Below are 19328 nucleotides of genomic sequence, written 5' to 3'. Positions count from 1 at the left end.
CCAGGGTGGAGGACGGATCATCGCAGGCGGCTCGGCTCAGTCGAGCAACTGACCGACCGGTACGCCGAAGGTCAGGGCGAGCCGATCGACGACCGTGATGGTCGGGTTGCGGGCGACGCGTTCGAGATCGCTGATGTAGGTGCGGTGAAGGCCGGACTCGTGCGCCAGTTCCTCCTGCGACCAGCCCTTGTCCTGGCGCAGGCGTCTGATGTTCCGACCGAGGCGCTCGCGAATGTCCATGGCCGGAAGGTCGTTCCGATGTCGACGATCCGTCTATCGACGATCAGTGACATTCGACTTGACTGGTCGGGTGTTGTCGGGGGCAATGCCGTCACCGATCGTCGACAGGAAAGTCTTTCGCCGGCGATGGGACACAGGCCCCTCGGAACCGCGACCACCGTGCGGGAGGAGGGACCTGCGCCGCGCACCCATGAGATGTCCCGACGAGAGAAACGTGATGACCGACCGAAATTCGAAGACGAACGACGACAGAACCTCTTCACTTCGCACCGACTGCGGTGCGGAGTTCCATGGGTCCCGCGAGCCGACCGACGTCCGGTCGCCGCAGCGATCGGTCCTGTGCTCGGCGATCGCCCTGTCCGTGGCTCTCCTCACGACCTCGCCGGCCTTCGCCGTCATCGGCGTCGGCGAGGCAGAGATCCAGGAACAGCAGGTGGAACGCTTCCTTCTGCGCATCATCGACATCCACGGTGGTGACCGCGTGTGGACGTGGGACACGATGATCCACTCCTGCACGAAGACGCTGATGTATGGCTCGGCCGAGCAGGACCCCGAACAGGGCCGCGTTCGCTTCACGGCGGACGCCCAGCGCTTCCTCCAGCAATGCGCGATCGTGAAAGGCTTCCAGCCCCGCACGACGCCTTACATAGAGCCTGTTCGAGTCGAGCCGATGACCTATACCTTGCAGCGACGGATCGGCATCCTCGGGAAGGTTCTCGCCGCGTGGGTGACCGATGCCTCCCGTCAGGGCGTCACCGTCGAGCGTCGTGACGAGGAGTGCGCGCGGTGGATCGCCGGTCAGCCCGAGTGGCAGGCGATGCTGATCAAGACCAGTGGCCTGCAGGTTGGAAACGAGAGCGCCGCGGTGATCGCGCTCCTCGTCGCCTGCGCCCAGAACAAGGGCTTCGAGGTGCGACCCGAGAAGATCGGCGAGCCGCTGAAGTCGCTGAACGAAGCCGCGCGCGCCGAGGCCCGAGCCGTGAAGAACCAGTAACGGCAAGTCTCACGCCGAGCTCACGAGACGCCGAAGCTGCGGGCACCCACCTCAACGACCTTAACCCTGCGAACTTTTGAATCGGCAACGGTGATATCCTCATCATTGCGGTCCTGGTGCTCGGACGCCCCGCTCGGTGAAAGTCAGGTCAGTGTCGTACTCGATTGCGACCGTCTCGTCCGACTTCGGCTGTCTTATCGGTGACCCGCTTCGGCCATCTGCTCGGAATTCGAACTCACCGCCGTCGGCTCGGCGTCGTCGATCTCGCCGGTTCAGACGGACTGTCCGCCGTGCGCGGCGGCCGGCCGCGGGCTCGGCGGGGCGTAGAGTTGAAGAATGTTGCCGTCCGGATCGGCGATGGTGAGGGTTCGCCCGTGGTCACCCATGTCGCGTTCACCGAGGATCGCGATTCCGGCATCGGTGAGCCGGCGCCGGTCGCCGTCGAGATTATCGACCTGGAACACCAGGACCGCCCCGGTCGCGGCCGGCGGCGCTTCCGATCGTCCGGCCAGGGCGACGTTGACGCCCCCGGCCGACAGTTGCACCCAGCGGTCGCCGTCGGCGAACTTGCGGGGCAGGCCGAGGACGGTTTCCCAGAAGTGACGGGACGCCTCCATGTCTCCGACGACGTAATAGGCGTTCTGCAGGCGCTCGACGGGCATGGGAAAGACCTTCCTCGATTCGATGGGGATCCGCGCTCGGTTCGACGGTCGCCGGCCCGATCAGGCGACCGCGACATAGGCGCCGGCGCGATAGGCGAGGGCCGGACGCGGCGGCGCGACCGCGACCCCGCGCACCGCGCCGATGAAGACGGTGTGGGTGAACACGTCGATCGCCTGGAGCACTTCGCAATCGAACACGGCGACCGCCCCGATCAGGACCGGGGCGCCGGTGCTGTGGGTGGTCCAGGCTTCGGCCTCGAAGCGGGCCGCGCCATGGACATGGTCGCGTCCGGCGAAGCGATCGGCGATGCCGACCCCGTCGGCGGGAACGACGTTGACGGAGAAGACGCCGCTCGACCGGATCGCCCCATGGCCTTCGCCCTGCCGATTGATACAGACCAGAACCGTCGGCGGGTCCGCGGTCATCGACACCACCGCGGTGGCGGTGAGGCCGCGGGCGGTCGATCCCCGCCCGCCGGCGACGATGGTGACGCCGCCGATCATCTCGCGCATGGCGCCGCGGAAGTCGTCGGGGGCGACGAAGGGAAGGGCGGCCGGCGTTTCGGCGAGGGGAGCCTGGGTCATGCGTCGTATCCGAGATAGGCGTTACGGATGTCGGGGTGATCGAGCAGCTCGGCCCCGGTGCCGGTCATCACGATCTCGCCGGATTCGAGCACGAAGGCCCTGTCGGCGATCTCCAGGGCCCGGTAGGCATTCTGCTCGACGAGCAGCACGGTGACGCCGTTGGCGTTGATCGCCCGCAGCGCGTCGAGCACGAGATCGACGATCTGCGGCGCCAGCCCCATCGTCGGCTCGTCGAGCACCAGGACGTCGGGTCGCGCCATCACCGCCCGACCCATCGCCACCATCTGCTGCTCGCCGCCCGACAGGGTTCCCGCCAACTGGCGGCCGCGTTCGCGCAGCCGCGGAAACAGTTCCAGCACCCATTCGAGATCGGCGGCGACGGCGGCGGCCTCGCGTCGGGTGTAGGCCCCGATCTCCAGGTTCTCCGCCACGGTCATGCGGGGAAAGAGGCGCCGCCCTTCGGGAACCTGCGACAGGCCGAGCGCCACGCGGTCCTGCGGCGGCAGATGCGTGATGTCGGTGGTGCCGAGGCGGATCCGGCCGCCGCGGATGTCGCGCAGTCCGCACAGGGCGTTGAGCACCGTGGTCTTGCCGGCCCCGTTGGCGCCGACGATGGTGACGAGTTCGCCCGGCTCGACCCGGAAGCTCACGTTGCGGACGGCCCGGATGGCGCCGTAGGCGACGGTCAGGTCGCTGACCTCGAGAACCTTGCTCATGCCGTTCGTGCCTCCGCTCGCAGCTTCACCGCATGGGCCTCCTGGGTCGATCGGGTGCCGAGATAGGCGGCGATCACCCGGTCGTCGTTCTGGATGTCGTTCGGCGCGCCTTCGGCGAGCACGGCGCCCCGATCGAACACGGTGATCCGCTCGGAGATCGCCATCACCACGCGCATGTGGTGCTCGATCAGGAGGACGGTGACGCCGAGATCGTCGCGGATCCGCTCGATCAGGCGAACCAACGCCATGCCTTCCGCCGGGTTCATCCCCGCCGCCGGCTCGTCGAGCATCAGCAGCCGCGGTCGCGTCGCCAGCGCGCGGGCGATCTCCAGTCGGCGCTGGTCGCCGTAGGGCATGGCCCGGGCGAGCAGGCCGGCGCGCGGCCCGATCCCGACGAAGTCGAGGAGGTCGCGGGCGCGGGCCCGCGCCGCGGTCTCCTCCCGGTGGAAGCGACCGTTGCGCAGGACGATGTCGAGGAACGACGTCCGCAGTCGCAGGTGCTCGCCGACCAGCACGTTCTCGATGGCCGTCATGTTGGCGAACAGCCGGACGTTCTGATAGGTGCGCGCCACACCGTGGGCGGCGATGCGATGCGGCGCGAGGCCGTCGATGCGCTCGCCGTCGAGCAGGATCCGCCCGCTCGTCGGCTTGACGAAGGAGGTGATGCAGTTGAAGGCGGTGGTCTTGCCGGCACCGTTCGGTCCGATGATCGCGTGGACGCTGCCGCGCCGGACGGCGAGATCGACCTCACGCACCGCCACCAGTCCGCCGAAGCGTTTGCCCAACGCCCGGACATCGAGGAGCAGATCGCTCGGATCAGGCATCGGTCGCCTCCTGACGTGCCACCGCCGGCCACAGGCCTTCGGTCTTGAGATGCATCGTCACCACCAGGGCGATGCCGTAGAACAGGTAGCGGAACTCCCCGAATTCCCGCAGGAGCTCCGGAAGGCCGATCAGCACCAGCGACCCGACCACCACCCCGGGCAGGCTGCCTAGCCCGCCGATCACCAGGATCGCCAGGACGTTGATCGAGATCGCCAGTTGAAAGGAGTGCGGGTAGACCGAGCCGATCAGCGCTGCGAAGACCGCGCCGGCCATCCCGGCGAAGGCGGCGCCGACGGTGTAGGCGAGCAGCTTGGCGGCGACGAGATCGATGCCGAGCGCCTGGGCGACGTCCTCGTCCTCGCGGATGGCGAGCCAGGCGCGGCCGATGCGCGAGTGTTGCAGGCGCCACGAGACGAGACCGACGAGGGCCGCCAGGATCAGCGCGAGAAAGTAGAACTGGAGCGGCGTGTCGAGGGTCCAACCGCCGAGGCTCGGTCGGGCGATCTCGATGATGCCCTGCGATCCGCCGAGATAGGGCTTCATCGCGTCGGACACGACCAGCACGCGGACGATCTCGCCGAGACCGAGCGTCGCCATCGCCAGATAGTCGCCGCGCACCCGGAGCACCGGCAGACCGAACAGGAGGCCGGCGACGGCGGCGATCGTCGTGGCCAGCGGCAGCGCCAGCCAGAACGACAGATGCACCGCGGCCCGGGGATCGGACGAACAGGCCAGAGCCATCGTATAGGCGCCGACCGCGAAGAAGGCGACGAAGCCGAGGTCGACCAGACCGGCCAGGCCGAGTTCGATGTTGAGCCCCATCGCCATCAGCACGTAGAGGCCGACGAGCATCGCCACCTGGGCGACGAAGGCGTCGGTGACCAGCGGCACCAGCACCAGGAGCACGACGAGCAGCACGCCTTCGATCCGCCGCCGCGTCGATGCGGCGATCGGCGGCCGCCGGCGATGGTGGAGGACGAGCGAGAGGCCGGCGGCGCCGACCGCGATGACCGCCGCCGCCACGGGGGTGACCCCGCCGACCCCGAAGACCATCGGCTCGAGGGCGGCGAGGCCCGGCAGATTGTGGAGCAGTCCGGCGAAAACGTCGCGGAACAGGCCCGCCCCGAGCAGGGCCGCCAGACCGATCAGGACCGCGGTACGCCGGTCGGCGCGCAGCATCGCCGCCGCGGCGCCGACGCTGCCGGCGGCGGTGCCCGCCGTCACCAGCACGGCGGCGGCCACCGCCGATCCGGGCGCGCCGAGGAAGGTGACGGCCCTCACCAACATCGGACTGGCCGCGACGAGGTGGCTGCGCAGCCCGACATGGGCGACCAGCAGGATCGCCGCGGCGAAGAGCAGGCCCGCGACGAGCCCGGCGAGGGCGCCGAACCCGATCGCCGTGGCGGCCGTCGCGCCGTCGCGAGCGGCACTGCGGGCCGCCGCATGGCCGCCGCCGAGGACGAACAGCAGGACCACGGTCTGAGCCAGAGTGATGATGTCTTCGACGACGAAGCGGCGATCCATGATCAGATAGGCGCCGACCAGAGCGAAGGCGATCGCCGCCGCCCCGGCGAAGGCGCCGGCCCGGACGGCCTCCGCCACGGCATGGCCGCGTCGGCGGTGGATGCGGAACGAACTGGTGACGATATCGAAACTCGACATGGCTTCAGGCCCTCTTGTCGGCGAGGCGTTCGCCGAGCAGCCCCTGGGGACGGAAGATCAACACCATGACCAGCATGGCGTAGCCGATGACGTCCTTGAACTGATAGGGCGCCGGCAGGGCGAAGCCCTCGAGCAACAACGCCGGCCCCAGTGCCTCGGCGAGGCCGAGCACCAGACCGCCGACCAGGGCGCCCGGCAAATTGCCGATGCCCCCGAGGATGGCGGCGGCGAAGCCCTTGATCCCCAGCGAGAAGCCGAGGAACACCGTGATCTGCTTGAAGACCAGGGCGTAGAGCACGCCGGCGACGCCGGCCATCGCACCGCCGATGGCGAAGGTGGCGACGATCACCCGACCGACGTCGATGCCGACCAGAGCCGCCGCGTCGCGATCTTCGGCGACCGCTCGCATGGCGCGCCCGAGGCGGGTGAGACGCACGACCGCCAGCAGGCCGGCGAGCATCACGCCGGCGGCGACGAAGGCCACCACCTGCAACATCGGGATGGTCAGGCCGCCGACCTCGAAGGTCCGCTCCATCCAACCGAAACCGGGATAGGCTCGGTTGCGCGAGCCGAACAGGCCGCGGGCGGCATATTGCAGGACGAAGGACATGCCGATGGCGCAGATCAGCGGCGCCAGCGACCGAACGTGCAGGAAGGGCCGGTAGGCGATGCGCTCGACGCCGAGGGCGACGCCGGCGCCCACCACCATGCCTGCCGCCACCACCAGCGGCAGCGACAGGAGCGGCGCCGCCTCGAGCACCCCCGCGCCGGACAGAGCGTCCGCCGCGAAGAGTCCGCCGAAGGATCCCACCATCATCACGTCGCCATGGGCGAAGTTGATCATCCGCAGGATGCCGTAGACCATCGTGTAGCCGAGCGCGACCAGCGCGTAGATGCAACCGATCGTCAGGCCGAAGACCACGAAGGAGGCGATGTTGCCGATCGAGTAGGTGCCGGCGACGAGACTGCCGCCGAAGCCCACGAGGATCGTCGCCGCGACGCCGAGCCGGATGGCGAGGAGAACACCGTCGACCCAGGTCGATTGCCGCCGCCATTCGGCGAGGGCTTCGAGCCGTTCGTGCCGAGGGGCCATCACGGGAAGACCTTCTTCGGATTGGTGCCGGGGGCGAAGCTGGTCGGCGACGCATCGGCGAATTCCCAGATCGCATAGATCGAGGCGCCGCAGTCGCCCTCGGCCGAGCAGGTCAATTTGCCGGTCAGCCCGGGGAGATCCCGGGTGGCGAACAGCGCGTCGCGCAGCGCCTTGCGTCCGATGTAGAGGTTGCCGTCGGCGTCGGCCTTGGCCACCGCCTCGCCCCCCTTCAGGGCGACCAGCATCGCGTCGTAGCCCCAGGCCGAGAAGCCGCCGGTCGGCGCCTCGCCGAACTCCGTCTCGAAGGCCTTCACGAAGCTCGGGAAACGCTGGGAGAACTGCTCGGTGGACGGTCCGACGATGCGGAAGCCGATCACCGCCGGGCCGGCCGCCTCGATGATGTTGGCGCTGAAGACGCCCTCGCCGCCCAGGACCGGCGTGTCCTTGAGGCCGGCCACCTCGCCCTTCTGGCGCAGCAGGAAGCCGGTGCTCGACACGAACACCGGCGTGAAGATCAGATCGGGCTTGCGCCCGGCGATGCGCGTCAGGACCGGGCGGAGGTCGTTGTCGGAGGGACCGATCGCTTCCGAAGCGACGACCTTGCCGCCCTTGGCGACGAAATCCTTCTCGAAGGCCCGAACCAGTTGCTCGGTATAGGGACTGCCGTCGTGGATAGTGGCGACGCTGCCGAGACCGAGCTTGGAGCGCACCCAGTCGACCTGGAATTCTGCCGACTTGAGGTCGTTCGGGACGACCCGCAGGAAGCCCTTGAAGCCGGCGGGCCGGTCGGTCGCGGTCAGGCCGGGGGCCGTGGCGCCGATGCCGATCGACGGGATGCCGAGGTTCCACAGGATCGGGGCGCCGACCCGCGCGCCGCTCGAGCAGGACGGACCGACCACCGCGACCAACTGCCGGTTGGCGGCGAGCTTGGTCGCCGCCGTCTGGCCGCCCTCGGCGGTACACTGGGCGTCCTCGGTGTTGAACTTGACCGGAAAGCCGCGGACCTTGCCGCCGAAGTCCTTGAGGGCGAGCTCGGCGCCGTGGAGTTCGGCGATGCCCTGGTTGGTGTCGCCGCCCGACTGGGAGGCATAGCCGCCGATCAGGATCGGCTGACCCTTGAGGATCTTGACCACGCCGAGTTCGTCGGTCACCGGACCGAGCGTCTCGGCTCGTAGCGGAGCACAGGCGATCACCACGAGGGATGCAGCGAGGGTGGTGGATCCGAACCAGTTCATGTGGAGTCCTCCTCTTGGAAACCCGCGTCGGCGATCGACCGCGGGCCGAAATCCGTCATGGCAAGGGGTCACTCGGCGGCGGCGGTCACTCCTCGGCGGTGACCGATCTCGGCCAAGGGCCCGACTTCGCGTTCGACCAGCGGCAGCACCTCGGCACCGAAGCGCTCCAACGACCGCCGCGCCCGGGCGATCGGCATGTCGCCGAACTGGAAGAAGCAGTTGTAGTGGAGCGGCCCGAGCCGCCGGATCTCGGCGACCAGACGCGCCGCGACCAGATGGGGGTCGCCGATCAACAGGTTGTCGGCGAAGCCTTCGAGGGTGGGTTCGTCGGGCAGCGGCGGCGCCTGGACGAAACTGGTCTCGAGATCGATCTTCGGATCGCGCAGCGCCTGGACCATCCGGCCGACGTAGCGGGCCCGTTCCGCCGCCTCCAACGCTTCCGACCGACTGTCGGTGACATGGACGTACTGCTGGACGGCGATCGGCATCGACGGTCCGTCGAGGCCACCGGCGACCCAGGCGGCGCGCACCTGTTCGGCCATCTCGAACAGCACCTGCGAGCCGCGCCAGCCGGCGGTGATGAACGGAATGCCGCCGTGCCGGGCGATGGCCGCGAGGATCGGCGGATGCGGCGAGGTGCAATAGAGGTCGGGCATGCGATTGCCGACCGTGCGCACCGTGAACACCGTCTCCGGCACGTTCACCCAGCGCCCCTGGAAGGCGGCCCGACCTTCGGTGAGAACCTGTTCGACCACCGCCCAATATTCGAGGAAGATCTCGGTCTTCTTGGCGACGTCGGCGCCGTAGCGCTGGAACTCGTAGGCCTGATAGCCGGTGCCGACCCCGAGCACCGCGCGGCCGCCGCTGATCTGGTCGAGGAAGGCGATCTCCTGGGCGACGCGCAGCGGATGATAGAGCGGCAGGACGACGACGCCGGCGCCGAGGCGGATGCGGTCGGTGTGCCCCGCGAGATGGGCGGCGGTCATCAGCGGCGAGATGCTGATCGAATAGTTGGTGAAGTGATGTTCGGCGAACCAGGCGATGTCGAAGCCGATGTCTTCCGCCAGTTTCACCATGTCGCGCGTATCCGAGAGGACACCGGCGATACCCTTCGGGTTGTCACGCAACCCCATCAAGTTGAAGATACCGAATTTCATGGTTCAAATCCCGTGATGACTGGTTCTTGACGCCCGATGCACGAATTCCGTCAGGGGATGAAGTAACCACCGCTGATCGCGATCGTTTCACCTACCATGTATCGGTTGCGCTCGGAGACGAGAAAGAGGATGACCTCGGCGACGTCGCTCGGGTCGGCCGCCCGGCCGATCGGTGTCTTGGCGGCGAATTCGCCGAGAAAGCCCGCGGCCTTGGCTTTTTCGGTGGCGATCGCCGCCGGCGCGACGCCGTTGACCAGGATGCCGTCGGCGGCGAAGGCTTCGCCGAAACTCTTAGTGAGGCTGACCACCGCCGCCTTCATCGCCGCGTAGTGGGCATTGGCGGGATGCGCCTTGAAGGCGTCGATCGACGAGACGTTGACGATGCGGCCTCCGCCGATGGCCCGCATGTGCTCGACCGCTGCCGATGTCATGTGCGACAGGCCGCGGACGTTGACGGCGAAGCTGGCATCCCAATCGGCATCGCCGATCTCCAGGATCGGCCGACGCGGATAGATCCCGGCGCAGTTGACGAGGCCGTGGATCGCCCCGACGTCCGCCACCGCACTCTGGAATAGTGCGTAAGCGGATGCACGTAGAGTAATGTCGCCCACCAGGGAAGTCGCGCGACCGCCGGCCGCCGAGATCTCGGCCGCCACCGCGCGGCCGGCCACTGCGTCGATGTCGGCGACAACTACGCCGGCACCGGCCTCGGCCAGGAGTAGACACACGGAGCGTCCCAATCCACTGGCGCCTCCGGTGACTAATACGTTCTTTCCATTCATGACGCCCTCACCATCGCTCGACGACGGCAAGTGTTCCTCGTGATCATGGATCGATCAAACGATCATTTCTAATGCATCTATTCCAATTCGGCTGTCGAGTAATGGCTCTATCGCCTCCTAATTACTCGATTAGAAAAACTAATTTGATGAGGATGTGCGGAAGCGATAGTTTGTTCTCCCGGAGCTTGGAGGGCGGAATGGCGAAGCTGGGTCTGTTCAGCCTGATGGGGCTCTATGATCGCAACACCTCGCCGGCTTCGGTGCTGCGGACGACCGTCGACACCGTGCGGATGGCCGAAGATTTCGGCTTCGACGTCGCCTGGTTTGCCGAACACCAGTTCACCAACCATTCGATCTGCCCGTCGTCGCTGCTGATGGTGTCGCACTGCGCGGCGCAGACCTCGCGGATCCGGCTCGGCCCGGCGGTGCTGGCGCTGCCGTTCTACGATCCTCTGCGCATCGTCCAGGAGGCCGCCTTCTCCGATCTGATCACCCGCGGACGCCTGGTGCTCGGGCTCGGCTGCGGCTACCAGCCCTATGAATTCGACCGCTACCGGGTGGACCCCTCCTATCGCCACCAGACCATGCTGGAAGCCTGGTCGATCCTCGAGCAGGGGCTGACCTCCGGTGTCGTCGAGTTCCACGGTGAACGCTTTGACATTCCGCGGACCGAACTGTCGATGCGCCCCTTCGGGCTGGCGATGCCGGAGGTCTTCGTTGCCTCCAGCCATCCCTCGATCGTCGCCCGCATGGCCGAGGGCGGCCACACGCCGTTCATGAGCTTCGGCCACCGCGGCCTGCCGGCGGCCAAGGCCTTCCGCGATCTCATCGCCGAGCGCTGGGCGGCGGGCGGCGGGTCGACGGAGATGCCGCTCGCTGTCCAGCGCTACATCTACGTCACCGACGATCCCGGCGACGCGCGTCATGCCGCCGCCTGTGTCCGCGATCTCGCCCGCGCCGCGGTGCCCCTGTCGACGGTCCGGCCGACCCGCGACGGGCCGTTCCTGCGTCTGATGCCGCTCAACGACGAACCGCCGCTCGACGACTTCCTGCAGACCGCGGTGATCGGCTCGGCCGACTACTGTGCCGACAAGTTGCGGGAGGAGATCGAGGCCCTCGGGCCGACCCATCTGTCGTGCTTCATGGGCTTCGCCGGCATCGGTCGACGCGAGACTCTGGCCTCGCTCGAGCGGTTCGGCTGCAACGTGATCCCGCAACTCGACGGTCTCGTCGATCTCGGTGGCTCGAACGTTCAGGATGCTGCTTGATGACGCAATCCCCGGAGCGCCCGTCGATGCCCGCCCCGTTCCGGACGACGGGACGCCCGCCGCCGAAGCCGGGCCGCGGCAGCGACGTCGCGGCCGTGGCGCCCCCCGATTTCGACGACACTCCGGTCGAACGCCGCATCAACCGCCTGCCGCCGCTGAACCTGTTCCGTGTCTTCGACGCCGTCGCTCGGCACGCGAGTTTCACCGCTGCCGCCGACGAGCTCTGCGTCACCCAATCGGCGGTCAGCCAACAGATTCGCCAGCTCGAGGAATTCCTCGAGGTCCGTCTGTTCCGGCGTCTGCCACGCAAGATCGAACTGACCCGCGAAGGCACGGCGCTGGCCAATGCCGCCGCCGAGGCGATCATCATGCTGAGCCGCGCCTGCGAGCGCATGGTCGATCCCGACATGCCCACCGTGCTCTGCGTCAGCGCCGCCCCGTCGATCGCCTCGCGCTGGTTGGTGCCGCGCCTCAAGCGGTTCATGAAGCTCAACCCGCGCATCAAGATCACCCTGCTGACCTCCACCGATCCGGTCGATTTCGAGCGTCAGGACATCGACGTGGCGATCCGCTGGGGGGATGGGCGCTGGCCCGGCCTGAGCGTCGAGCTGCTCGGCCGCGAACCGGTCTTCCCGGTCTGCAGTCCGGCCCTGTTGGCCGAGACGGCGGACTTGGGTTTTCCCGCCGATCTCGGCGGACAGGTGTTGCTGCAGGTGGTGAACGGCCAATCCTGGGCCAATTGGTTCGAAGACGCCGGCATCGGCGGCGGGGCCGGTGGCGATGCGCTGTATTTCGGCGACGCCGGCGTGATGTTGGAAGCCGCCGCCCAGGGCCACGGGATCGGTCTGGCGACCTATCTCCTGGTCGAACACGATCTGAAGTCCGGGCGCCTGATCCGCGCCTCGGAGATCGAGAGCCAAGCCGATGGCGGCTTCTACCTGCTCTCCAATCCCAACTATGCCGAAAAGCCGGCCATCGCCGAATTTCGCCGGTGGATCCGCCTGGAGGCCGAGGAAGCGATCGCCGCCGGCGCGTGCCCCCGCGACGCCTGACCGACGTCCGCCGGGCCCGATCGCCGGCCCCCGTCCTTCGGGCGGCGGACGGGCCGGAAGGGACGCGTGGCCGGCCGATGGTCCATCTGTGAACGAACGACAGGCGGCGGATCGTCCCGCCGCGAGGAGGCCACATGGTGCGTCTGGGAATCATCGGCGTCGGAACTCTGGCGGAAGCCGTCGTGGAGGGCTTGCTCGCGATCCACGGCGATCGCCTCGCCGTCGTCCTCTCGCCGCGGTCGGAGGCGACCTCGGCGGCGCTGGCGGCGCGCCACGGCAACGTGACCCGCGCGTCGAGCAATCGCGCCGTCGCCGCGGACAGCGACGTCGTCCTGCTCGCGGTGCGGCCACCGCAACTCGCGGCGGCCCTCGACGGTGTCGTCTTCCGCTCCGACCAGATCGTCGTCAGCTTCCTCGCCGGTGTTCCCTTGGCCCACATCGTCGCGGCCGTCGCCCCGGCGACGCGCGTGTGTCGCGTCAATCCCTTGCCGCCGATCCGTCTGCGCCGCGGCCCGAACATGATGTATCCGAGCGACCCGGTAGTGGAGGACCTGTTCCGCGGCCTCGGCGACCTGCTGGTCGGCGAGCGCGAGAGCGACATCGTCGCCATCGCCAACGCCAGTGCGCTGATGTCGACCCACTACCAATACCAGAACACCATCGTCGCCTGGCTGGAGAGCCGAGGCCTTTCCAGCGACACCGCGACGCTCTACGTGCGGTCGATGTTCGACGGCCTCGCGGCGATCGGCCTCGAGGCTCATGCCACCGGCGAAAAACTCGATCCGGCGCATCACGAGACCAAGGGCGGCCTCAACGAGCGCGGTCGCCGCCATCTGAACGGCGCGGGTTGGTTCGAAGAGGTGACCCGTACGCTCGATCTCATCGAGGCGCATGTGCTGGTCGGCGCCAAGCCTGCCGAGCGAGCCTAGGTCGACCGAGACTGACGTGGCCCGTGAGGAATTCGGTTCGGCGGCGGCATGTGCGAGTCTGGTGCTTGCGGAATGTGATACCGATTGCTTTCGGCGAGGCCGATCGGCAGCGGCTGGTGGATTACACAGGCTCCCGCCGCGGGCAGCTTGATGAACGTGGCATTCCTTACGCGACAGGTGATCAGCACACGCGCCCGCGGCAACCGTTCTGCTCGGCCTCGCGAGAAGCGACGCAGCGCGGCGTGCAATTTCTTGCCCGTGAGGCGCGCTTCGTCGACCGAATCCAGGAAGAAGTGTCCGATCTCTGACCCGTCTTGCCGGTCCTGAAAACGACGGGCCTCTTCTAGAGAGAGGCAGGAATCGAGATCGCCTTCGGCCAGACCTTCGACGCGCAGGAAGATGGCGAACTTGCCTTCCGGCGTCAGACGGTCCCTGCGGCCTTCGAGTTCCTTGGTCCTGCCGGCTCCGGCCTCGGCGAGCAACACGGCCGCTTGAGCAGGTCGTCCCAGCTCAGCCAGCCATGATACTTGCGCCCCGAGCCACGGTCGGACTGGAGCAGAGGCTCTCGCCCCTCGCAGAGAGCGACGAAGCTGCGATCGAGTTCGACGAATTCGGTCATGCCTCACTACAGCGTGGCATTTCGCGCGCAGCAAGCCCACTGTTGCGTGGATTCCCTGGAAAGGGAGGCCGCGACCCCGACTGTCCCGCGACGATTGTCGACGATACGACATGATCCCTGGTTGAGCTCGTCGAAGCTGCGGCCCTCACTGCGTCGATGGGGCGGTGACCGACAATGAAGGCAACTCGGGAAAGACAAAGAGAGATACGGACGCGATCGAGGTTGCGACAGAGGCGCGACGCGGCTCGCCGAGACCAAGGATAATGGTCTTGAGGGCCTGCTCTGCGAGATTCTGTCGGCACACCCGCAACTCGGCCTGAGCATCAATGCTTCCTGGTGCGCGACCCATAGTTCGGCGCTTCTTCCGACTGGACTTCCTTCGGCAGCAGAGCGGTAGTGCGTTGCGGCGGTGGCGCTCACCTTCCGCGGAGATGCCTCGGATCCGAGCCGATCCGGGGCTCGGGGCGGTGCGAGAGGACGTATTCCGCGTCCTCGATCCAGAGGCCCCGCATGCCGAACAAGATCCCCCGGACCATCGCCGCGCCACCCTCGTTGGCGGCGATCGACACTGCCGCGACGACGACTTCCCATGATCTCTCGCCCGTCGATTGCCCGCCGCCTCGTGCCGACCGCGCGGCCGAGGTCGTTCGCAACCCCGACACGGCGCCCGCCGGCAAGCTCGGCGTGATCGTCGAGCGGCTGTCGGTTTCGGACGGCGCGACGGTCGCCGACCTGATCGCCGCGACCGGCTGGCAGGCCCACACGATCCGGGCCGCGATCAGCCGCTTGCGGCGGCGCGGTCTCGCGATCGCACTCGGCGCCGATGCCGAAGGCCGCAAGGCCTATCGGCTCGCGTCCTCGGAGGGATGACATGACCCTCCTCGACGCGACCGCGATGCCGCACACCCTCTCGACCGGGTCGGATTCCAGGCCGGGAGCCCTGCGCCGCCGCCCGGTTCCCGCGAGCGATCATCGATCTTCCGGGGGCGACGTCCGCGCCGACCTCTCTGGTCCTCTCGCCGCTCTGACGGTGATGTCCCGCGACGACCTCGTCGTCGAATGGCGTCGACAGTTTCGGGCCAACCCGCCCGATCGCGTCCGTCGAGATCTCCTCGAGCTCGGCATCGCCTGGAAGCTGCAGGAGAAGGCGCTCGGTGGGCTGAAGCGCGCCGTCGCCACCGAACTGCGGGACTTGGCCGAAGCCCTCGCCACCACCGGGGACATCGGACGCGCCAAGACACTCCGCCTGAAGCCCGGCGCCCGCCTGATCCGCGAGTGGGGAGGTGCGACCCACGAGGTCACCGTCGTCGAGACTGGATTCGCATGGCGAGGCGAGACCTGGAAGTCGCTCTCGGCAATCGCGGTTCGGATCACCGGCGCTCATTGGTCCGGGCCGCGCTTCTTTGGCCTGACCTCGCGCGGGAGAACGGCCGCGGCGGACGGCGGCGAAACCGACGGGGTGACGACCGCCACCGGTTCGCGTGAGGAGGATATCGATGCGTAAGCCCGCCCGCAAAGCCGCCGACACGACGAACCCGAAGCCGGTCACCGTCCGCTGCGCCGTCTACACCCGCAAGTCGTCCGAGGAAGGCCTCGAACAGAGCTTCAACTCTCTCGATGCCCAGCGCGAGGCCTGCGACGCCTATGTCGCCAGTCAGAAGTCGGAAGGCTGGATCGTGCTGCCGCAGATGTACGACGACGGCGGCATCTCCGGCGGCACCATGGATCGCCCGGCGCTGCAGCGCCTCCTCGCCGATATCGCCGCCGGCCTCGTCGACACGGTCGTCGTCTACAAGGTCGATCGCCTCACCCGTTCGCTCGGCGATTTCGCCAAGATCGTCGAGGTGTTCGACGCGGCCTCCGTCTCCTTCGTCTCGGTGACCCAGTCCTTCAACACCACCACCTCGATGGGCCGGCTGACGCTCAACATGCTGCTGTCCTTCGCCCAGTTCGAGCGCGAGGTCACCGGCGAGCGCATCCGCGACAAGATCGCCGCTTCGAAGGCGCGCGGTATGTGGATGGGCGGCCGTCCGCCGCTCGGCTACGAGGTTCGCGACCGCAAGCTCGAGATCGTCGAGGCGGAAGCCAAAACCGTCCGCCACATCTTTCGCCGTTACACCGAGCTCGGCTCGGTGCAGGAACTCCGCGACGACCTCGCCGCCGCCGGCATTCGCGCGAAGCGCCACGTGTCGGTCGCCGGCAACGCCGCCGGTGGCGGGCCGCTCGGGCGCGGCGCGCTCTACCACCTGCTGCAGAACCGGCTCTACCGCGGCGAGATCGGCCACAAGGGGATGGTCTACCCCGGCCAACACCAAGCGATCGTCGATGAGGAACTCTGGGACGGCGTTCAGACGATCCTCGCCGAGAACCGGGTCGAACGGTCGGTCCGCTCCGGCGCGACGTCGCCGAGCCTCCTCGCCGGCCTGCTCCGAGACGAGGCGGGCATTCCGCTGACGCCGACCCATGCGAACAAGAAAGGGCGGCGATACCGCTACTACGTCAGTCACGATCTGATCGCCGGGGCCGGCGATGCCGAGGAAGCCGAACAGCCGCAACGTCGCCGCGGTTCGGCGCGGCGGATCCCGGCGACCGATCTGGAGGCGATCGTCGAGGACCGGATCGTGGTGTTCCTCCGGGACGCGGCTGCGATCGATGCGCTCGTCGCGCCCCGGGCGCTCGACGTCGACGATCGGCGGAGCCTCGTCGGCAGGGCCGGAGCTCTCGGAGACGCTTGGCCGAGCCTCGCCCCGGCGACCAGAATCTCGATCCTACATCGGCTGGTCCAGGACATCGTCGTCGGCGCCGCGACCGTCGACATCACTCTGCGGGCCGATGCCGTCGTCATCCTGGCCCGATGCTCCCTCGAACGGCTCGGATCACGCGATGCCGACGCGAGGGTAGCACGGCCCGACGGCGACAGCGGCAGCGAGTTGATCACGCTCGGCGTTCCGGCGACGCTGAAGCGGGTCGGCATGGAGATGCGGCATCTGGTCGATGCACCGGAGGCGCGACGGACCCGTAAGCCCGACCGCAGCCTGCTGCGGCTCCTCGCCCGAGCGCATCGGTTCCGGGACGCGATCCTCGCCGGTGACGGTGAGAGCATCGGTGAACTCGCCGAGGCGCAAGGCGTCGGCGCGCCCTACTTCACCCGCATCCTCCGCCTCGGCTTCCTCGCCCCGGACATCACCGCGGCGATTCTCGACGGCCGCCAGCCGATCGAACTCTCGGCCAAGCGGCTCGCGATCACCGCGGATCTGCCGAAGGACTGGAACGAGCAGCGACGAGCCCTCGGATTCGGGTGATCCGTCCGATCGTCCCTGCAAGAGAAGATCTGACGATCCCCGCCACGCCGGCGGGGATTCTCGTTTCGGTGCGCCGGCATCGCAGCGCTCTGGGAATCGTCACGAGGTCAGGGACTGGTCTGCATCGCAGGGCCAACCCTGCGCGAATGGTACCGCCAAACAGGCTTCGCGAGATATTCCGGCGTGTCCGGCCCACGAAACGGCACCGACCGCGTCTCCCGGTCCGGCTGCACAATGTGACCCAGCGTATGTCTTTGAATGCCCCGCACAATCCAGCGCGGACCGGGAAATACGGAAAATCCTTCAAAATCGGAAAGTTAGTGGCGGAGACGGAGGGATTCGAACCCTCGGTACCCTTTTGGGGGTACGCTCATTTAGCAAACGAGTGCCTTCAGCCTCTCGGCCACGTCTCCGGCGCGATCTCTATGCCCGAGGCCGACGGGCTTTTCAAGGCGCTCGCGCACCGCGCCGGGAACTTCCCCGCCTCGAGGGTGCCGTCGGCGCCGCAGAGTGCCGTCGATCCGCCGTCGCCCGGTTCTCCGCCGAGCTCTCCATCCCCTCGACCCGTCCCCCACCGACCGGCCGCAATGTCGCGGTGCCTTGCCGGAGTCACGATCGGGTGCCAGACCGGCGGGCGACCGATTCCCCGATCCGGAGCCCGACGTCCCATGATCCTCACGCCGCCCACCCGCCGCCGTCCCGCCATGCCCGGCCCCCACGCGACGGGCGGCGGTCGGCCGTCGCCGGACGGGCGTGGCGAAGCGGGGCAGGGGGCGAGGCCCGGCGCCGGCGGCCGGGCGCTTCCTTCGGCGCGGGCGACGCGGCGCGGGCTGCTGGCGCTCGGCGTCGCGGCGCTTGCCGCGGCCTGCGCGCGCGGGCCGGCCTTCGTCGAAGAGATCGACGACGTCGCCTATGTGCCGGTCGATCCGGCCAAGGCGGCGCGTCTGCTCAACGACTATCGCGCGACGAGCGGTGCCGGTCCGCTGACGGTCGATCCGGATCTCGTCCGCGTCGCCGCCGACTATGCCCGCAAACTCGCCGAAGCCGGCCAATTCACCCATGACCTGGAGCCGTGGGGGGGGCTCGAGAAGCGGCTGCATGCGGCCGGTTATGCTTATGCCACCGCCGGGGAGAATCTCGGCCTCGGCTATCGCACCATCGAACAGACCATCGCCGGCTGGAAGAAGTCGCCGCCGCACGACCGCGGCATGAAGGATCCGGACATGACGGTGATGGGCATCGCCTCGGTGCCGAGCCCGACCAAGCGCGGCCAGATCTATTGGTGCCTGATCGTCGCCAAGCCGCGCGGCGCCGGGGCGGTGGCCGGGACCGGTCCCTTCGCGCCGCCGAGCGGTCCGGTGATCTGGGGCGCGCGGCTGCCGAGCTTCCGCTGAGCAAGGGTGGGCGCCGGGTGAGGGGACATGCTCGGCCCGCCCGGTGGGGGGCGCCGCAGGCTCCCGCGTGGGGATGCGCCGAGCCCCCGCTCCCTGTCCCTCCCCTCGAGGGGGGGGGAGGGGACGACGACCGCAGCATCTGAACTGGCATTTTAGATGGGGATCTCCCCGGCGCTCCTTCCCCCTCCAGGGGGAGGGAACGACGACGGAATGGTGATCCGTCGTCGGACGAAGGCGACCTCCCCAGCGCCCTCTCCTCCCTCGAGGGGGAGAGACGGAGAGGGGGACGGGAAGGACCAACCCGTTGCCACCTCGCTGTGATTCGCACGGCGGAGGCGCCGCGGCCCCCCCTCCCTGTCCCTCCCCCTCGAGGGGGAGGGAACCCTGTGGCCAGGGCCTTCGAATTTCGAGAGGCGGTGCCGATCCGAAGACGCGTGCCTCATCGTTCCCTCCCCCGAGGGAGAGGACGACGACGGAGGGGCGTTCCGGGGGGGCAGACGGCGCGCGGCCGCGCCCGACCCGTCGCCTCCGACCGCGTGGAGGGAGGCCGACGGCGAACGCGGCCGCAATCCGCCGAGCCTACCCGGCGCTCGCCGTCCCCTCGCCGAAGGCCCCGGCCAAACAAAAAGCCCCGGATCGCTCCGGGGCTTCTTGTTGTCTCGGCCGTTCTAACCGCGATGCGCTCAGGCGTCGCGGCGCGGGGCGCGGTCGGGGCGGCGACCGTCGGGGCGCTCGCTGCGCGGGCGCTCCGAACGGGGGCCACGGCCCTCGGGCGCCGCCGCCGGGCCACGGGCGAGCGGACGCTCGCCGCCG

General features: G+C 68.6%; 19 protein-coding genes and 1 tRNA gene. 8 read left to right on the top strand and 12 right to left on the bottom strand.

Annotation, left to right across the window (positions count from 1 at the left end):
• Positions 1 to 36: 36 nt before the first annotated feature.
• Positions 37 to 240: a helix-turn-helix domain-containing protein gene (locus tag EYW49_RS15825; protein WP_131310574.1), complete on the bottom strand. Its 204-nt coding sequence runs from the start codon at positions 238 to 240 to the stop codon at positions 37 to 39.
• 217 nt (positions 241 to 457) lie between these two features.
• Between EYW49_RS15825 and EYW49_RS15820 the strand changes: the two genes are divergently transcribed.
• Positions 458 to 1234 carry a hypothetical protein gene (locus tag EYW49_RS15820; RefSeq protein WP_131310572.1) on the top strand — a complete coding sequence of 259 codons (777 nt, stop codon included), beginning with the start codon at positions 458 to 460 and terminating at the stop codon, positions 1232 to 1234.
• A 272-nt stretch (positions 1235 to 1506) separates the two neighbouring features.
• On the opposite strand, the gene EYW49_RS15815 is transcribed toward EYW49_RS15820, so the two are convergent.
• From EYW49_RS15815 to EYW49_RS15775, 9 genes are all read right to left on the bottom strand, one after another.
• Complete coding sequence (locus EYW49_RS15815; RefSeq protein ID WP_131310570.1) at positions 1507 to 1896, bottom strand: VOC family protein; 390 nt, start codon at positions 1894 to 1896, stop codon at positions 1507 to 1509.
• A 60-nt stretch (positions 1897 to 1956) separates the two neighbouring features.
• Complete coding sequence (locus EYW49_RS15810) at positions 1957 to 2481, bottom strand: flavin reductase family protein (RefSeq protein ID WP_131310568.1); 525 nt, start codon at positions 2479 to 2481, stop codon at positions 1957 to 1959.
• Positions 2478 to 3197, bottom strand: coding sequence for an ABC transporter ATP-binding protein (locus EYW49_RS15805; RefSeq protein ID WP_131310566.1), 720 nt, complete (start codon positions 3195 to 3197; stop codon positions 2478 to 2480). The genes EYW49_RS15810 and EYW49_RS15805 overlap by 4 nt, the downstream gene beginning before the upstream one ends.
• On the bottom strand, positions 3194 to 4021 hold the full coding sequence (locus EYW49_RS15800; RefSeq protein ID WP_131310564.1) for an ABC transporter ATP-binding protein: 828 nt from the start codon (positions 4019 to 4021) through the stop codon (positions 3194 to 3196). Before EYW49_RS15800 ends, EYW49_RS15805 begins: the two co-directional genes overlap by 4 nt.
• Positions 4014 to 5684, bottom strand: a complete 1671-nt coding sequence (locus EYW49_RS15795; RefSeq protein ID WP_131310562.1) for a branched-chain amino acid ABC transporter permease — start codon at positions 5682 to 5684, stop codon at positions 4014 to 4016. The genes EYW49_RS15800 and EYW49_RS15795 overlap by 8 nt, the downstream gene beginning before the upstream one ends.
• Positions 5685 to 5688: 4 nt before the next feature.
• The gene (locus EYW49_RS15790) at positions 5689 to 6777 is read right to left on the bottom strand and encodes a branched-chain amino acid ABC transporter permease (RefSeq protein ID WP_131310561.1); all 1089 of its coding nucleotides are present in this window, start codon (positions 6775 to 6777) and stop codon (positions 5689 to 5691) included.
• Positions 6777 to 8012: a branched-chain amino acid ABC transporter substrate-binding protein gene (locus tag EYW49_RS15785; RefSeq protein ID WP_131310559.1), complete on the bottom strand. Its 1236-nt coding sequence runs from the start codon at positions 8010 to 8012 to the stop codon at positions 6777 to 6779. The genes EYW49_RS15790 and EYW49_RS15785 overlap by 1 nt, the downstream gene beginning before the upstream one ends.
• 68 nt (positions 8013 to 8080) lie before the next feature.
• The gene (locus tag EYW49_RS15780) at positions 8081 to 9169 is read right to left on the bottom strand and encodes an LLM class flavin-dependent oxidoreductase (protein ID WP_131310557.1); all 1089 of its coding nucleotides are present in this window, start codon (positions 9167 to 9169) and stop codon (positions 8081 to 8083) included.
• Between the two features lie 50 nt (positions 9170 to 9219).
• Positions 9220 to 9951 carry an SDR family NAD(P)-dependent oxidoreductase gene (locus EYW49_RS15775; protein WP_131310640.1) on the bottom strand — a complete coding sequence of 244 codons (732 nt, stop codon included), beginning with the start codon at positions 9949 to 9951 and terminating at the stop codon, positions 9220 to 9222.
• 197 nt (positions 9952 to 10148) lie between these two features.
• Here EYW49_RS15775 and EYW49_RS15770 point away from each other — a divergent pair, with 197 nt between their 5' ends.
• The 3 genes from EYW49_RS15770 to EYW49_RS15760 all read left to right on the top strand — a co-directional run bounded on the left by EYW49_RS15770 (position 10149) and on the right by EYW49_RS15760 (position 13200).
• On the top strand, positions 10149 to 11219 hold the full coding sequence (locus EYW49_RS15770; protein ID WP_131310556.1) for an LLM class flavin-dependent oxidoreductase: 1071 nt from the start codon (positions 10149 to 10151) through the stop codon (positions 11217 to 11219).
• A gap of 26 nt (positions 11220 to 11245) precedes the next feature.
• Positions 11246 to 12271: a transcriptional regulator GcvA gene (gene gcvA, locus EYW49_RS15765; protein ID WP_131310554.1), complete on the top strand. Its 1026-nt coding sequence runs from the start codon at positions 11246 to 11248 to the stop codon at positions 12269 to 12271.
• 134 nt (positions 12272 to 12405) lie between these two features.
• Positions 12406 to 13200, top strand: coding sequence for an NAD(P)-binding domain-containing protein (locus EYW49_RS15760; protein WP_131310553.1), 795 nt, complete (start codon positions 12406 to 12408; stop codon positions 13198 to 13200).
• On the opposite strand, the gene EYW49_RS15755 is transcribed toward EYW49_RS15760, so the two are convergent.
• Positions 13197 to 13685 carry a hypothetical protein gene (locus EYW49_RS15755; protein ID WP_131310551.1) on the bottom strand — a complete coding sequence of 163 codons (489 nt, stop codon included), beginning with the start codon at positions 13683 to 13685 and terminating at the stop codon, positions 13197 to 13199. The genes EYW49_RS15760 and EYW49_RS15755 overlap by 4 nt on opposite strands.
• Before the next feature lie 686 nt (positions 13686 to 14371).
• On the opposite strand from EYW49_RS15755, the gene EYW49_RS15750 reads away from it, so the two are divergent.
• From EYW49_RS15750 to EYW49_RS15740, 3 genes are read left to right on the top strand one after another with little or no spacing between them, the layout of a single operon-like run.
• On the top strand, positions 14372 to 14689 hold the full coding sequence (locus EYW49_RS15750; RefSeq protein WP_228259636.1) for a DUF3489 domain-containing protein: 318 nt from the start codon (positions 14372 to 14374) through the stop codon (positions 14687 to 14689).
• Position 14690: 1 nt separating this feature from the next.
• Positions 14691 to 15323, top strand: coding sequence for a DUF2924 domain-containing protein (locus tag EYW49_RS15745; RefSeq protein WP_228259635.1), 633 nt, complete (start codon positions 14691 to 14693; stop codon positions 15321 to 15323).
• Positions 15316 to 17121 (top strand): recombinase family protein, encoded by a 1806-nt coding sequence (locus EYW49_RS15740; protein WP_131310548.1) that lies wholly within the window; start codon positions 15316 to 15318, stop codon positions 17119 to 17121. The genes EYW49_RS15745 and EYW49_RS15740 overlap by 8 nt, the downstream gene beginning before the upstream one ends.
• 321 nt (positions 17122 to 17442) lie before the next feature.
• On the opposite strand, the gene EYW49_RS15735 is transcribed toward EYW49_RS15740, so the two are convergent.
• Positions 17443 to 17534 (bottom strand) — tRNA-Ser (locus EYW49_RS15735).
• 255 nt (positions 17535 to 17789) lie between these two features.
• Here EYW49_RS15735 and EYW49_RS15730 point away from each other — a divergent pair.
• Entirely contained in the window at positions 17790 to 18515 is a 726-nt protein-coding gene (locus EYW49_RS15730; protein ID WP_131310546.1) for a CAP domain-containing protein, read from the top strand.
• The last annotated feature ends 813 nt before the right edge of the window (positions 18516 to 19328 follow it).

It is taken from the genome of Siculibacillus lacustris (assembly GCF_004328075.1).
In the GTDB taxonomy this organism is placed as follows: Bacteria; Pseudomonadota; Alphaproteobacteria; order Rhizobiales; family Ancalomicrobiaceae; genus Siculibacillus; species Siculibacillus lacustris.
This window is presented reverse-complemented; position numbering and strand designations above follow the sequence as displayed.

Bases quoted from the DNA above. Each gene is read 5' to 3' on its own strand.
- EYW49_RS15825 (WP_131310574.1), bottom strand. From the start codon at position 240: ATGGACATTCGCGAGCGCCTCGGTCGGAACATCAGACGCCTGCGCCAG.
- EYW49_RS15820 (WP_131310572.1), top strand. From the start codon at position 458: ATGACCGACCGAAATTCGAAGACGAACGACGACAGAACCTCTTCACTT.
- EYW49_RS15815 (WP_131310570.1), bottom strand. From the start codon at position 1,896: ATGCCCGTCGAGCGCCTGCAGAACGCCTATTACGTCGTCGGAGACATG.
- EYW49_RS15810 (WP_131310568.1), bottom strand. From the start codon at position 2,481: ATGACCCAGGCTCCCCTCGCCGAAACGCCGGCCGCCCTTCCCTTCGTC.
- EYW49_RS15805 (WP_131310566.1), bottom strand. From the start codon at position 3,197: ATGAGCAAGGTTCTCGAGGTCAGCGACCTGACCGTCGCCTACGGCGCC.
- EYW49_RS15800 (WP_131310564.1), bottom strand. From the start codon at position 4,021: ATGCCTGATCCGAGCGATCTGCTCCTCGATGTCCGGGCGTTGGGCAAA.
- EYW49_RS15795 (WP_131310562.1), bottom strand. From the start codon at position 5,684: ATGTCGAGTTTCGATATCGTCACCAGTTCGTTCCGCATCCACCGCCGA.
- EYW49_RS15790 (WP_131310561.1), bottom strand. From the start codon at position 6,777: ATGGCCCCTCGGCACGAACGGCTCGAAGCCCTCGCCGAATGGCGGCGG.
- EYW49_RS15785 (WP_131310559.1), bottom strand. From the start codon at position 8,012: ATGAACTGGTTCGGATCCACCACCCTCGCTGCATCCCTCGTGGTGATC.
- EYW49_RS15780 (WP_131310557.1), bottom strand. From the start codon at position 9,169: ATGAAATTCGGTATCTTCAACTTGATGGGGTTGCGTGACAACCCGAAG.
- EYW49_RS15775 (WP_131310640.1), bottom strand. From the start codon at position 9,951: ATGAATGGAAAGAACGTATTAGTCACCGGAGGCGCCAGTGGATTGGGA.
- EYW49_RS15770 (WP_131310556.1), top strand. From the start codon at position 10,149: ATGGCGAAGCTGGGTCTGTTCAGCCTGATGGGGCTCTATGATCGCAAC.
- gcvA (WP_131310554.1), top strand. From the start codon at position 11,246: ATGCCCGCCCCGTTCCGGACGACGGGACGCCCGCCGCCGAAGCCGGGC.
- EYW49_RS15760 (WP_131310553.1), top strand. From the start codon at position 12,406: ATGGTGCGTCTGGGAATCATCGGCGTCGGAACTCTGGCGGAAGCCGTC.
- EYW49_RS15745 (WP_228259635.1), top strand. From the start codon at position 14,691: ATGACCCTCCTCGACGCGACCGCGATGCCGCACACCCTCTCGACCGGG.
- EYW49_RS15740 (WP_131310548.1), top strand. From the start codon at position 15,316: ATGCGTAAGCCCGCCCGCAAAGCCGCCGACACGACGAACCCGAAGCCG.
- EYW49_RS15730 (WP_131310546.1), top strand. From the start codon at position 17,790: ATGATCCTCACGCCGCCCACCCGCCGCCGTCCCGCCATGCCCGGCCCC.